The sequence below is a fragment of the Micromonospora sp. AMSO31t genome, from assembly GCF_008868175.1.
Lineage (GTDB): Bacteria > Actinomycetota > Actinomycetes > Mycobacteriales > Micromonosporaceae > Micromonospora.
In genome coordinates this window covers 22,555-35,556 of sequence record NZ_WBKT01000010.1, presented here as the reverse complement: position 1 = coordinate 35,556, position 13,002 = coordinate 22,555, and the positions used below count along the sequence as shown (strand labels likewise).

Annotated in this window: 12 protein-coding genes; 8 read left to right on the top strand and 4 right to left on the bottom strand. The window is 73.6% G+C overall.

Features of this window, described 5'->3' with window-relative positions:
- Positions 1 to 65: 65 nt before the first annotated feature.
- Positions 66 to 683, bottom strand: coding sequence for a DUF4126 domain-containing protein (locus F8274_RS04215; RefSeq protein WP_151460945.1), 618 nt, complete (start codon positions 681 to 683; stop codon positions 66 to 68).
- Positions 684 to 754: 71 nt separating this feature from the next.
- Between F8274_RS04215 and nucS the strand changes: the two genes are divergently transcribed.
- Positions 755 to 1,414 carry an endonuclease NucS gene (gene nucS / locus F8274_RS04210; RefSeq protein ID WP_151460944.1) on the top strand — a complete coding sequence of 220 codons (660 nt, stop codon included), beginning with the start codon at positions 755 to 757 and terminating at the stop codon, positions 1,412 to 1,414.
- A gap of 19 nt (positions 1,415 to 1,433) precedes the next feature.
- Here nucS and F8274_RS04205 read toward each other — a convergent pair whose 3' ends face one another.
- Entirely contained in the window at positions 1,434 to 2,936 is a 1,503-nt protein-coding gene (locus tag F8274_RS04205) for an aldehyde dehydrogenase family protein (RefSeq protein ID WP_151460943.1), read from the bottom strand.
- Positions 2,937 to 3,189: 253 nt separating this feature from the next.
- Between F8274_RS04205 and F8274_RS04200 the strand changes: the two genes are divergently transcribed.
- The 7 genes from F8274_RS04200 (at position 3,190) to F8274_RS04170 (ending at position 9,590) form a co-directional block, all read left to right on the top strand.
- Positions 3,190 to 3,648 carry an FHA domain-containing protein gene (locus F8274_RS04200; protein WP_151460942.1) on the top strand — a complete coding sequence of 153 codons (459 nt, stop codon included), beginning with the start codon at positions 3,190 to 3,192 and terminating at the stop codon, positions 3,646 to 3,648.
- A gap of 86 nt (positions 3,649 to 3,734) precedes the next feature.
- The gene (locus F8274_RS04195; protein ID WP_151460941.1) at positions 3,735 to 4,799 is read left to right on the top strand and encodes an alpha/beta fold hydrolase; all 1,065 of its coding nucleotides are present in this window, start codon (positions 3,735 to 3,737) and stop codon (positions 4,797 to 4,799) included.
- A 124-nt stretch (positions 4,800 to 4,923) separates the two neighbouring features.
- Positions 4,924 to 6,714 (top strand): 3-hydroxyacyl-CoA dehydrogenase family protein, encoded by a 1,791-nt coding sequence (locus tag F8274_RS04190; RefSeq protein ID WP_151460940.1) that lies wholly within the window; start codon positions 4,924 to 4,926, stop codon positions 6,712 to 6,714.
- A gap of 41 nt (positions 6,715 to 6,755) precedes the next feature.
- On the top strand, positions 6,756 to 7,250 hold the full coding sequence (locus F8274_RS04185) for a SigE family RNA polymerase sigma factor (RefSeq protein ID WP_151460939.1): 495 nt from the start codon (positions 6,756 to 6,758) through the stop codon (positions 7,248 to 7,250).
- Positions 7,247 to 8,320 (top strand): hypothetical protein, encoded by a 1,074-nt coding sequence (locus tag F8274_RS04180; protein ID WP_151460938.1) that lies wholly within the window; start codon positions 7,247 to 7,249, stop codon positions 8,318 to 8,320. The genes F8274_RS04185 and F8274_RS04180 overlap by 4 nt, the downstream gene beginning before the upstream one ends.
- A gap of 61 nt (positions 8,321 to 8,381) precedes the next feature.
- Positions 8,382 to 8,714, top strand: a complete 333-nt coding sequence (locus F8274_RS04175; RefSeq protein ID WP_151460937.1) for a hypothetical protein — start codon at positions 8,382 to 8,384, stop codon at positions 8,712 to 8,714.
- 66 nt (positions 8,715 to 8,780) lie between these two features.
- Complete coding sequence (locus F8274_RS04170; protein WP_151460936.1) at positions 8,781 to 9,590, top strand: alpha/beta hydrolase; 810 nt, start codon at positions 8,781 to 8,783, stop codon at positions 9,588 to 9,590.
- Between the two features lie 3 nt (positions 9,591 to 9,593).
- On the opposite strand, the gene F8274_RS04165 is transcribed toward F8274_RS04170, so the two are convergent.
- The gene (locus F8274_RS04165; RefSeq protein WP_151460979.1) at positions 9,594 to 10,679 is read right to left on the bottom strand and encodes an AI-2E family transporter; all 1,086 of its coding nucleotides are present in this window, start codon (positions 10,677 to 10,679) and stop codon (positions 9,594 to 9,596) included.
- Positions 10,680 to 10,981: 302 nt separating this feature from the next.
- Positions 10,982 to 12,997, bottom strand: a complete 2,016-nt coding sequence (locus F8274_RS04160; protein WP_151460935.1) for a hypothetical protein — start codon at positions 12,995 to 12,997, stop codon at positions 10,982 to 10,984.
- Between the last annotated feature and the right edge of the window lie 5 nt (positions 12,998 to 13,002).

Here is a 13,002-nt window from a genome sequence, read left to right as displayed (position 1 = left end):
CAGCGGCGTATCCGAAAGGGAAGGACGGCGGACGGCCCCCACCGCAACCACGAAGGAAGCGGAACTCAGACCCGGAACCCGGCAGCCCGAGCCGCCTGACGTTCGCGACGGCGCTCTCGGCGCCGCCGCAGGAACCAGAAGAGGAACGCCACGAACCCGAGCAGGAACACCAGCACGAGCACCGGCAGCAGGATGGCCACCACCGACATGATCGCGCTGGTCGCGTCCTCGGCGGTGCTGGCCACCGGGGCGCCGAAGCCCGCGGTGGTCGCGTTGATGACCGGGCGGGCCGCCGACTTGAGCAGGTGCACGCCGAGCGCGAGGAGCACGCCGACCACGACCGGCACCCACTGGTGTGTGGAGAAGAAGGTGTCCGGGTCGCTGACCGTCACCGTCTCCGAGCTGGAGCCGGCGCCGAAGGCCAGGCCCCCGGCGGTGGGCCGGACCACGGTCTGCACCACGTCGTTGACGTGGTCGACCACCGGCACCTTGTCGGCCACCACCTCGACGGCGAGCAGCACGGCGAGGATCAGCAGGACCCAGCCGTTGCCCAGCCACTGCCAGCCGCTCGGCAGGTCCATGAGGTCGGTGTAGCGCGCGAGCAGACCCATCAGCAGGAGGGGGATGTAGGCGTTCAGGCCCGCCGACGCGGCGAGACCGGAACCGGTGAGAACTTCGAGCACGATCTCAATATCGCACCGGTACGCCAGTGGCGCTCGTCGGCGACTGCCGGGTGCTCCGCTACCCTCGTCGGGTGCGGTTGGTGATTGCGAAGTGCTCGGTGGACTACGTCGGACGACTGTCGGCGCATCTGCCGTTGGCCACCCGGTTGCTCATGGTGAAGGCGGACGGGTCGGTGTCGATCCACGCCGACGACCGGGCCTACAAGCCGTTGAACTGGATGAGCCCCCCGTGCCGGCTGGAGGAGGCCCCCGGTGTGTGGCGGGTGGTCAACAAGGCCGGCGAGGAGCTGCGCATCACCCTGGAGGAGATCTTCCAGGACACCTCGTACGAGCTGGGTGTCGACCCGGGCCTGCGCAAGGACGGCGTCGAGGCGCACCTGCAGGAGCTGCTGGCGGCCAACCCGGAGACCCTCGGCGAGGGGTTCACGCTGGTGCGGCGCGAGTACATGACGGCGATCGGCCCGGTCGACCTGCTCTGCCGGGACGCCAACCAGCGCGCGGTGGCGGTCGAGGTGAAGCGGCGCGGCGAGATCGACGGGGTGGAGCAGCTCACCCGCTACCTCGAACTGATGAACCGGGACCCGCTGCTCGCCCCGGTCGCCGGGGTGTTCGCCGCGCAGGAGATCAAGCCGCAGGCGCGGGTGCTCGCCACCGACCGGGGCATCCGGTGCGTGGTGGTCGACTACGACAAGCTGCGCGGCATCGAACGCGACGAGCTGACCCTGTTCTGAGCCGGCCGGGCCGGGGTGGTCAGCGGCCCCGGCCGTACATCAGCTTGGCGGCCTTGACCAGGCGGGCGACGTCGGCGGGGGTGCGTTCGAAGGTCATCGACGGGAGCAGCGAGCGGGCCCGGCGGCGGGTGATCGACTTGGCCCGGCCGAACTCGCGCAGCCCGTCCTCGCCGTGGATGCGGCCGAAGCCGGAGTCACCGACGCCGCCGAACGGCAGGGTGGACATGCCGGCGAAGGTCAGCGTCGAGTTGACCGCGGCCATGCCGGAGCGCAGCCGCCGCGCGACCGCCACGGCCCGCTTGCGGCCGAAGACCGAACCCCCGAGGCCGTACGACAGGGCATTGGCCCGTTCGACACCCTCGTCCACGTCGCGGACCCGGTTGACGGTCAGCGTCGGCCCGAAGGTCTCCTCGCGCACGGCGGCCGAGTCCTCCGGCACGTCCACGAGCACGGTCGGGTGCACGTACGGCGGCTGGACCGCCTCGGGGCCGCCGAGCACCGGCCGGCCGCCGGCCGCCACGGCGTCGTCGATGTGCCGCCGGATGACGTCGACCTGGGACGGCATGGTGATCGGCCCGATGTCGGCGCCGTCGGGGCCGACGGTGAGCCGGCCGGCCTTCGTCACCACCTTGTCGACGAAGGCGTCGAAGACCTGGTCGACCGCGTAGACGCGCTCGATGCCGATGCAGGTCTGCCCGGCGTTGGTCAGCGCGCCCCAGACGCACGCCTCGGCGGCGGCGTCCAGGTCGGCGTCGGAGTCCACGATCATGGCGTCCTTGCCGCCGGCCTCCAGCAGCACCGGGGTGAGCGTCTCGGCGCAGGCGGCCATCACCTTCTTCGCGGTGGCGGTCGAGCCGGTGAAGGCCAGCTTCGCCACTCCCGAGCGGCACAGGGCCGCGCCGACGTCGCCGAGCCCGTGCACGGCCTGGAGGACCGGCTGTTCGGGCACCACCTCGGCGAACCGGTCGACGAGCCACTGCCCGACGGCCGGGGTGTACTCGCTCGGCTTGAACACCACGGCGTTACCGGCGGCGAGGGCGTAGGCGGCGGAGCCGATCGGGGTGAAGACCGGGTAGTTCCACGGGCCGATCACGCCGACCACCCCGTACGGCTGGTATTCGAGGTGGGCGGTGAACTCGGCGAGGATCAGCCGGGAGCGGACCCGGCGCGGGCCGAGCACCCGGCGGGCGTTGCGGGCGGCCCAGTCGATGTGCTCCAGCGCGGTGAGGATCTCCACCACGGCGTCGCCGACCGGTTTGCCGCCCTCGGTGTGCACCAGGTCGGCCAGTTCCTCCATCCGGCGGGCGAGCACGCCGCGCCAGCGCAGCAGCCGGTCGCGCCGGCCGGCGAAGCCGAGCCCGGCCCACCAGTCGGCGGCGGTGCGGGCCCGCTCCACCGCGGCCCGCACGTCCGCCTCGGTCGCGACGGGAAGCCGGCCGGCCTCCGCGCCGGTCGCCGGACTGGTCGACACGAGTCGGCCGTCCTCGATGAGCGGGGTCCCGGGGACACGCACAGCCGTCATGGCCGGAGTCTAGACCCGAGCGTTACTCACCGGTAGGCCCCGCGGGAGTCGTACCCTCTGCCCAGGTCGGCGGTGTCGCGGGGTCGGCGGGATCGACGGACGTGCCGCCCCTTGAACCGGCGGCGCCCGCCGAAACGGCGAACAGGAGATGGCCGGCCGGGGTCCCGGGGGTGACCGCGCGGTGGTGGGACCGATTACGGTGAGGTGGCAGGCTGACGCCGCGGAGCGACGGTGGGGTGGAGGTCGACTGTCCATGGAGGAGCATCCGGAACTGATGCCGCTGTTGACGGTGTCGGGTGGGACGATGCGGGGGCTGAGCTTCCGGGTCGGCCGGGATCCACAGCTGGTCGGTCGGGCGCCGAGCGCCGACATCGTGCTCGCCGACCCGCATCTGAGCCGGCGGCACGCCACGGTGCAGGCCACCTCCGACGGGGTGGTGCTCACCGATCTCGGCTCGACCAACGGCACCTGGCTCAACGACCAGCGGATCGTCGGCAGCGTGGCGCTCACCGACGGCGACGTGATCCGGCTGGGCCGCACCGACCTGCGCTTCTTCGACCCGGGCGTGGCCCGCACCGACCCGGTCGGCATGAGCTTCGGGCAGCCGCGCCGCGACCAGCGGCCCACCCTGCCGTTGCCGGTCCCGCCCTCGCCGCGCACGCCGGTCGAGTCGCGCGGCACCCTGCCGCTGGCGGTCGAGGCGCACCGCTGACCCTGAGTTCGGCCACACCGGCCACCGGCCTCGCATGGGGCCGGCCCACATGGACCGGTCGCGGGTGGCCGTGCCAGCATGCGCGGATGGGGAGCGAGCGACACACCGTCCGGGCCAACGGCATCGTCCAGGCGGTCCGGGTGGCCGGCCCGCCGGACGGCGTGCCGGTGCTGCTGGTGCACGGCAACGTGTCGTCCGCCGCCTTCTGGGAGCCACTGCTGCCCCGGCTGCCGGAGACGCTCCGGGTGGTGGCCCCCGACCTGCGCGGCTACGGCGACACCGACACCGCCCCGGTCGACGCCACCCGGGGCCTCGGCGACTTCGCCGACGACGTGGCCGCCCTGCTCGACGCCCCCGGCCTGTTCGCCCCCGGCGCCCGGCCCGTGGTGGTGGGGCACTCGCTCGGCGGTGGGGTGGCGATGCGGCTGCTGGTCGACCACCCCGACCGGGTGGCCGGGCTGCTGTTGGAGGCGCCGGTCTCCCCGTACGGCTTCGGTGGGACCCGGGATCTCGACGGCACCCCCACCACGCCCGACTTCGCCGGGACCGGCGCGGGCACCGCGAACCCCGACTTCGTGGCGCGGTTGGCGGCACGCGACCGGGACGCCGACGGCCCGACCAGCCCGCGCAACGTGCTGCGCTCGGCGTACGTGGCCGACCCGGCATCGCTGGGTGGGGACGAGGAACTGCTGCTGGAGAGCATGCTGACCACCGCCACGGGCGAGGACAACTACCCCGGCACGGCGGTGGCCTCGGCGCACTGGCCGGGCATGGCGGCGGGGGAGCGGGGCGTGCTCAACGCGCTGGCGCCCGCCCACTTCCGGCTCGCCGACGAGCTGGTCGCCGTCGCGGCCAAGCGGCCGGTGACCTGGGTACGCGGCGACGCCGACGTGATCGTCTCGGACACCTCGCTGTTCGACCTGGCGTACCTGGGGTCGCTCGGAATGGTGCCGGGCTGGCCGGGCGCGGCGGACTGCCCGCCGCAGCCGATGGTCGGGCAGACCCGGGCGGTGCTCGACCGGTACGCGGCGGCCGGCGGGACGTACCGGGAGGTGGTGCTGCCCGGCTGCGGCCACAGCCCGCACCTGGAGCGGCCGGCCGAGTTCGTGGCCGAGCTGCTGGCGCTCACGGAGGTGCCCTCCGGGGTCTGACCGACGCGGTGCGTGAAATATCCCACGGCGTCTCGACAACGCAGCGTCACATGGCAGACTCCGGCGCATAACCTTAGCCGCCGTTCACGTCGGCGACGGCGGAGTCAACCAGGGGAGGCCGGTCGTGGCGCGCGAGTTCACCAGTGTGGGTGTGGTGGGTCTGGGCACCATGGGTGCCGGCATCGTCGAGGTGTTCGCCCGCAACGGCATCGACGTGGTGGCCGTCGAGATCTCCGCGACCGCCCTGGAGCGCGGCCGGGCCACCCTCACCGGCTCCACGGACCGCGCCGTCGCCAAGGGCAAGCTCGCCGAGGCCGACCGGGACGCCCTGCTGGCCCGGATCGACTGGCAGGTCGGGCTGGACGCCCTGCACTCGGTGGACCTGGTGATCGAGGCGGTGCCCGAGCACCTGGACCTGAAGCAGCGGATCTTCGCCGAGCTGGACCGGGTCTGCCGGCCCGAGGCGATCCTGGCCACCAACACCTCCTCCCTGAGCGTCACCGAGATCTCGGTCGCCACCACCCGGCCGAACCAGGTCATCGGCATCCACTTCTTCAACCCGGCGCCGGTCATGAAGCTGGTCGAGGTGGTCCGCACCGTGGTCACCTCCGCCGACGTGGTGGCCGACGTGGAGGCGCTCTGCGCACGGCTCGGCAAGGTCGACGTCACCATCAACGACCGGGCCGGTTTCATCGCCAACGCGCTGCTGTTCGGCTACCTGAACCACGCGGTCGGCATGTTCGAGTCCCGGTACGCCACCCGCGAGGACATCGACGCCGCCATGAAGCTCGGTTGCGGCCTGCCGATGGGCCCGCTCGCGCTGATGGACCTGATCGGCCTCGACACCGCGTACGAGATCCTGGACACCATGTACCGGCGCGGCGGCCGCGACCGCCGGCACGCCCCGGTGCCGCTGATCAAGCAGATGGTCACCGCCGGCCTGCTCGGCCGGAAGTCCGGCCGCGGCTTCTACACCTATGAGCGGCCGGGCTCCCCGGTGGTCGTACCCGACGAGCACACCCCGGTGAGCACGGGCGCCGCGCTCGCCGACGGCGCCCGGGCGATCGCCAAGGTCGGCGTGGTCGGCTCGGGGACCATGGCCACCGGCATCATCGAGGTCTTCGCCAAGGCCGGCTACGAGGTCATCTCGGTGACCCGGGGCGCGGAGAAGTCCGCCAAGGTCTGCGAGGCCGTCAAGACCTCGCTGAACAAGGGCGTGGTGCGGGGCAAGCTGAGCGAGGGCGACCGGGACGCCGCGCTGGGTCGGGTCACCTGGTCGGCCACCCTCGACCACCTGGCCGACGTCGACCTGGTGGTCGAGGCGGTCGTCGAGGAGTTGAGCGTCAAGAAGGCCCTCTTCGCCAGCCTCGACGAGATCTGCAAGCCGGGCGTCGTGCTGGCCACCACCACCTCGTCGCTGCCGGTGATCGACGTGGCGATGGCCACCCAGCGGCCGGCCGACGTGATCGGCCTGCACTTCTTCAACCCGGCGCCGATCATGCCGCTGGTGGAGATCGTGCAGACCATCCGCACCTCGGCGGAGACCGCCGCCACGGCCCGGGCGGTCTGCGCGGGGCTCGGCAAGACCGGGGTGGTCTGCGGCGACCGGTCCGGGTTCATCGTCAACGCGCTGCTCTTCCCGTACCTGAACGACGCGGTGAAGATGCTGGAGGCGAGCTACTCGACCGCCGACGACATCGACTACGCCATGAAGCTCGGCTGCGGCTACCCGATGGGGCCCTTCGAGCTGCTGGACGTGGTCGGCCTGGACGTCTCGCTGGCCATCCAGCGGGAGCTCTACCTGGAGTTGCGCGAGCCGGGCTTCGCCCCCGCGCCGCTGCTGGAGCACCTGGTCACCGCCGGCTACCTGGGCCGCAAGAGCGGCCGCGGGTTCCGCGACCACACCAAGCGCTGATCCGGGTCAACGCCGGGCGCCGGTGACGGCGTCTTCAGGGCGTGACCTTCGAGGAGTACGTCGGCAGCCGCGGCCCGGCCCTGTTGCGCCTGGCCCGGCTGCTGACCGGGGACGCGCACCGCGCCGAGGACCTCACCCAGGACGTGCTGGCCCGCGCGTACGTGCACTGGCGGAAGATCGCCCGGGCCGACCGGCCCGACGTGTACGTGCGGCGGATGCTGGTCAACGCGAACAGCTCGTGGTGGCGCCGGCGGTCCAGCCGGGAGCTGGCCGTGGACACCTTCGCCGAGCGGCCCCAGCGCGGTGACCTCGGCGGCGAGGCGGCCGACCGGGACGAGATGTGGCGGCTGATCCGCGCCCTCCCGGACCGGCAGCGCGCCGTGCTGGTGCTGCGCTACTACGAGGACCTGGATGACGCGACCATCGCCCAGATCCTCGACTGCTCGCCGGTCACCGTCCGCACCCACGCGATGCGGGCGCTCGCCCAGCTCCGGGAGCGCTGCGGCGTCCCGACGACCAAGGGGAGCCGGCCGTGACCGACCTCGACCAGCGGATCACCTCGGTGCTGCGGGAGCACGCCGAGGGGGAGACCGACGTCCACCGCCTGATCCGGCAGTCCCGCACCCGGGGTCGCCGCCGCCAACTGCGCCGGCGTGCCACGACGGGAACGGCGCTGGCCCTGGCCGGCGTCCTCGGCTTCCTCGGGGCGACCGGTACGGACCTCGCCGGGCTCACCGGGCGAGGGCCGTCGACGGCTGCCTCGCCGGCCGACGCCGCACCGGTGCCGCCCCGCGCCGACGGGGTGCCGGGTGCGGCCCAGCACCCCGAACTGGTCGGCACCGACCCGCAGGTGCTGCATTTCTCCGTCGACCCGGCGAAGGGCCGCTACCTCGGCTGGGCGGTCCAGGGCCGACAGGTCGAGTCGGTCCGGTTCGACGCCGGTGGTGGTCGAGCGGTCACCGTCGAGCTGTCCGGTTCCGCGGCGTTCGCCGGGAGCGGCATCGAGGGGTGGCCGGTGGACGCACTGCCGAAGCCCACCTTCGACGGCAGCATCCAACGGGTGGCGCTGGGCAGCGGCAGCCACGGGTATGTCACCTGGTGGCGACCGGCAGCCGGGCTCTACGCCCGGGCGAGCATGCGCGGGGGAGACGTGTCCGCGCTCACCCGCGCGCTCAGCGCGGTGCGGTGGGACGAGGCGCGCCGGTGCGCGGCGCCGCTGCGGCTGACCTCGTTGCCGGTGGGCGCGTCCGTCGGCTTCTGCTCCGTCGACGCCACCGTCTTCCCGAGAAGTCTCCAGGTCCAGCTCACCATCAGCCGGGAGCCGTCGGCGACCATGTGGGTGCAGTTGCTCTACGGGTCGCAGATCTCCGGAAGCTCCACGGAGAGCAACCGCACGGTGGGGGGCCGTCCCGCCTACCTCTACCCGGCCGGTACGAAGATGGAACTGCTCGGTTTTCCGAAAGCGCACCTGACCGCCGATGTCGGGGGGCCGTGGACGGACGGAGTTCTCAAGGACCAGCCGACGTTCACCGAGGCAGACATGGCGGGCGTGCTGGCCGGGGCGCAGGTGGCGAAGGACCTGACCGATCCGGCGACCTGGGACTGAGCCGGTCCGCCGGCCGGAGCCGCCCGACCCGGGCCGCCCCGGCCGGCGGACCGTACGCTTGGTGACCGTGAGCCCCCGTCGCAACCGTCCCCGCCGGGACGAGACCGCCCACCTGGACTCCGAGCGGGCCCGCCAGGGCGTGCCGACCGTCCAGCAGTGGCGCGACGGCGACTGGCAGGTGCGCGGGATCACCGGCGGGGCGTCGGTGAAGACGTACCGGTGCCCCGGCTGTGACCAGGAGATCCGTCCCGGTGTGGCGCACGTGGTGGCCTGGCCGGCCGACGACCGGGGTGACCTGACCGACCGCCGGCACTGGCACAGCGGCTGCTGGCGGGCCCGGGACCGGCGCGGACCGAACCTCCAGCGCGGCCGGGGCGCCCCCCGGCACGGCTGAGCGATCTGGATCACCCTGTTTCCGCCCCGGCGGGCGGCGCGGACGGCGGCGCGGGAGACTGGAGCGGTGAGCACACCGATCCGTGCGTCGTCGATCCTGCCCGGCCGCCGGGAGGACATCGAGCTGCACACCGCCGACGGGCTGACGCTGGTCGGCGAGCTGGCCCGGCCGCTGGAGCGGGAGCCGGTCGGCACCCTGGTCTGCCTGCACCCGCTGCCCACCCACGGCGGGATGATGGACAGCCATGTGTTCCGCAAGGCGGCCTGGCGGCTGCCCGCGCTGGCCGACCTTGCCGTGCTCCGCTTCAACACCCGGGGCACCAGCAGCGTCCGCGGCACCAGCGAGGGGACCTTCGACGGGGCGGTCGGCGAGCGCTTCGACGTGGCCGCCGCCATCGAGTACGCCGAGTTCCACGAGCTGCCGAACATCTGGCTGGTCGGCTGGTCGTTCGGCACCGACCTGGCGCTGAAGTACGGCTGCGACCCGGCCGTGGCCGGTGCCATCCTGCTCTCCCCGCCGCTGCGTTACTCCGCGCCCGCCGACCTGACCGTCTGGGCCGAGTCGGGCCGGCCGCTCACCGCCCTGGTCCCCGAGTTCGACGACTACCTGCGCCCCGAGGAGGCCCGGCAGCGCTTCGCCGCGGTGCCGCAGGCCGAGGTGGTCGGGGTGCCCGGCGCCAAGCACCTCTGGGTCGGCGACGCGGAGACCGTGCTCAACGAGATCGTCAGCCGGGTCAACCCGTCCGTGCCGGTCCCGCTGCCGACCACCTGGGACGGCCCCATGGAGACCGGCGACGCCAGCGCGTACGCCGACCGGACGGTGGCCGCCTTCGCCGACACCCCGGTGCCCGGCCCGGAACAGCGCCGCGCCGGCTGACGGTCAACGGGACTCCTGCCGGGGCAGCACCACCTCGCGCAGGATGAGCTGGAGCGCGGCCACCGTGGGGATGGCGATCAGGGCGCCGACCACGCCCAGCAGCGACACCCCGAGCAGGGCGGCCAGCAGCGCGGCCACCTCGTTCACCGAGACCGCCCGGCGCATGATCTTCGGGTAGATCAGGTAGTTCTCGACCTGCTGGTAGATGAGGAAGAAGACCAGGCAGGCGATGCCGACCGGTAGGTCGGTGGCGAGCCCGACCAGGGTCACCACCACGGCGCCCAGGGTCGCCCCGATCTGCGGGATCAGGTCGGTCACCGCGACCACCACGGCCAGGGCGAAGGGGTACGGCAGGCCGACCACCAGCGCGAACACGAAGGTGCTCGCCCCGGCCAGCACCGCGATGGCCAGGGCGCCCACCATGTACGCGCCGACCCGGGCCAGGATCTCGTCGCCGATGAGGCGGACCCGCTCCCGGCGGGTCCGGGGCACCAGCGCGTATCCGAGGTCGCGCAGCTTGTTGAAGTAGGCCAGGAAGTAGATGGTCAGCACCAGCACGGTCAGCGCCCGGAAGATGGTGCCGAAGATGAGCTGCGCCCCGCCCAGCACGCCGCCGAGGGCCCGGCCGATGGTGTCCGCGTTCGCCGCCGACTGGACGCGCTGCATCACGTCGTAGCGCTCGACGAAGTCGTTGACGGTGGGGTTGCGGCGCAGCTCGTCGACATAGCCGGGAAGGTGGTCGATGAACTGCCCGGACTGGGTCACCACCGGCGGCACCAGCGCCAGCAGCCCGCCGATGATCAGCAGCACGACGGTCAGTGTCACCACCGCCACGGCCAGCCCCTGCGGCAGCCCCCACCGGCGCAACCGCACCACGGCCGGGTGCAGGCCGACGGCGAGGAAGAGCGCGATCACCACCAGGACCAGGATGCCGGCCGAGTTCCGGACGCCCAGGAACACCGTGTACGCCAGCAGCACGCCGAGCGCCCCGGTGAAGCCGATCAGGAAGCTGCTGCGCCGCAGCGGCCGACCCGGCACGCCGAAGCGCCCGCTCGGCTCGAACTCGGTCTCGACCGCGACCTCGGTCAGTGACGGCGTGCCGGCCGGCGCTGGTGCGGCGGCCGGTTCCCGGGTGCCGCTGCGGCGGGGTGTGGCGCTCGCGCCGGGCGGATCGGGGTCGGGGCGCGGGTCGTCGTCCGGGCCGGCGGATCCGTCCTGCGACACCCGTGCCTCCCCGGCTCCCGCTCCGGCCCGGCGGAGCGCCCTGCGGCGGACCGTGCGCACCGGACGAGTCCTCGGCGGTGCAGCCCGTGCCCCGCACGTTAGCGGTCGGCGTCCGCCCCGGCCATCCCCTGCTCGATCACGCCGTGCGGTGGCGCCGACCGGGAGGGTCAGTCCTTGTCGACGGTGACGGTGCTCGGCTTGGCGCTGCGCTCGTCGGTGGTCGGCTTCGTCGGGCGCTTGCCGTTCTCGCCGGTGCTGGTGATCTTCGTGGGGGTGGCGCCCCGGCCGCCCTCGCCCGGCACGGCGGCCACGGTGGGCTCGCCGTCCACCCCGGCGTTGGCGCCCGAACCGTCCACGGTGGTCACGGGTTCGGCGACCGGGCGGGACTTCGCGGCGTCCGCCGACGGCTCCCCGGCCTCGGCGGGGGCGCCGCCGTTGGGGGAGACCGTCGCGGTGCCCTTGGCGGTGGCGGGCACCGGCGCCCGGTCGCCCGCCGGCGTGCCGTTCGCCTCGCGGCCGCCCGCCGCCGTGGCCAGCTCGGCCGGGTCGACGGGAGTGGCGGCCAGGCCGGCCGGCCCGGCCTCCGTGCGCAGCTCGGCGAGCCGGCGCTGGAGGTCGTCGGACTCCTGGCGGGACTTCCAGGTCTCCGTGCGCAGGTCGGCCAGTTCCTGCTGCGCGTTGGCGATCTCCAGCATCACCTGGGCGAGCTGCTGCCGGCCGGCGGCCACCTCCTGCTGGGTGGCGGCGAGGTGCTGCTGGGTGGTGGCCAGGTGCTGCTGGGTGGTGGCCGCGTACTCCTCGAACTGCCGCCGCGAGGCGGCCACGTGCTCGTCGGCCTTGCGGCGCTTGTCGGCGGCGTCCGCCTCGGCCCGGCGCAGCAGCTCGGTGGCCTCCTCCTCGGCCCGCTGGCGCATGGTGAGCGCGTCCTGCTCGGCGGCCTGCCGGAGCTCCGCCGCGCCCTGCTCGATCTCCGCGCGCCGGGCCGTGTAGGCCTTCTCCAGCTCGTCCTGCCGCCTGGTGTGCTGCTTGTCCAGCTCGTCGCGGCGCTTGGCGAACTCCTGCTCGGCGGTGGCGCGGCGCTGGGCCAGCTCCTTGTCCGCCGTCTCCTGCCGCGCCTTGACCTCCTTCTCCACGCCGGCCCGCCAGGCGCCCAGCTCCTGCTGGGTCTGGGCACGGGCCTGCTGGACGTACGCCTCGGTCTCGCTCCGCATCCGCTGCACGTAGGTCTCGACCTCGGCGCGGTTGCGCTTGCCGGCCTCGGCGGCCTCGGTGGTGAGCCGGTTGGCCTCGGTGCGGGCCCGGCCGCGGGTGACCTTCGCCGCCTCCTCCGCGTCGTCGACGATCTTCTTGGCCTCGGCGAGCGCCTTGGCGTGGGTGGCCCGGCCGGCCTCGGCGGCGGAGTCGGTGAGCCGCTTGGCCTCCTGCTGGGCCTTGGCGTGCACCTCCTTGGCCGCCTCGCGGAGCTGGGTGGCCTCCTGCTGGGCCTTGGCCAGCGCCTCCTTGGCCGCCTCGCGCAGTCGGGTGGACTCCTGCTGGGCGCGGGTGTGGATCTCCTTGGCGGTGTCCCGGAGCTGGGTGGCCTCCTGCTGCGCCCTGGCCAGCGCGTCCTGGGCGTCCTTCCGCAGCTTCTCGGCCTCGGCCCGGGCCGCGGAGAGGGTGGACTGGGCCTCGGCCCGGGCCGCGGAGAGGGTGGACTCCGCCTCGGCCTTGCGGGCGGCGGTGTGCCGCTCCTCCTCGGCCCGGCGGGCCGCCAGGGCGATCTCGAAGTCCTTGAGGGCCTGGGCCGCCTGCTCCCGGGCCTCCTCGATGATGTGCTCGGCGGCCGCCCGCCGCGCCTCGATCTCCTCGTTGGCGGCGGCCAGGATGTCGTCGGCCTGTTCCTCGGCCATGGTGAGGATCTGCTCGACCCGGGGACCGAGATGCCGGAACGAGGCCCGGTCCACCACACCCACCTGCTTGCGCACCTGGGCGAGGTCGCGTTGCAGCACCTCGACCTGGCCGGCCAGCTTGTGGATCTGGGTGTACGCCTGTTCCCGCTCGGTCGTCAGCGCGGAGATCTCGTGCTCCGCACGAGCGACGTAACGGTCGACCTGTCGTTTGTCGTACCCCCGCAGAGCGGACTCGAAGCTGGGCTCCGTGGTCACGTCCCCGCCGAGGGCGAACAGTTCCTCGCCGTGCGACATGCCCC

What these genes read in the sequence shown, in the direction of transcription:
- F8274_RS04195 (WP_151460941.1), top strand. Translation starts at nt 3,735, where the DNA reads ATGGGGAGCGAGCGACACACCGTCCGGGCCAACGGCATCGTCCAGGCG.
- F8274_RS04160 (WP_151460935.1), bottom strand. Translation starts at nt 12,997, where the DNA reads ATGTCGCACGGCGAGGAACTGTTCGCCCTCGGCGGGGACGTGACCACG.
- F8274_RS04200 (WP_151460942.1), top strand. Translation starts at nt 3,190, where the DNA reads ATGGAGGAGCATCCGGAACTGATGCCGCTGTTGACGGTGTCGGGTGGG.
- F8274_RS04205 (WP_151460943.1), bottom strand. Translation starts at nt 2,936, where the DNA reads ATGACGGCTGTGCGTGTCCCCGGGACCCCGCTCATCGAGGACGGCCGA.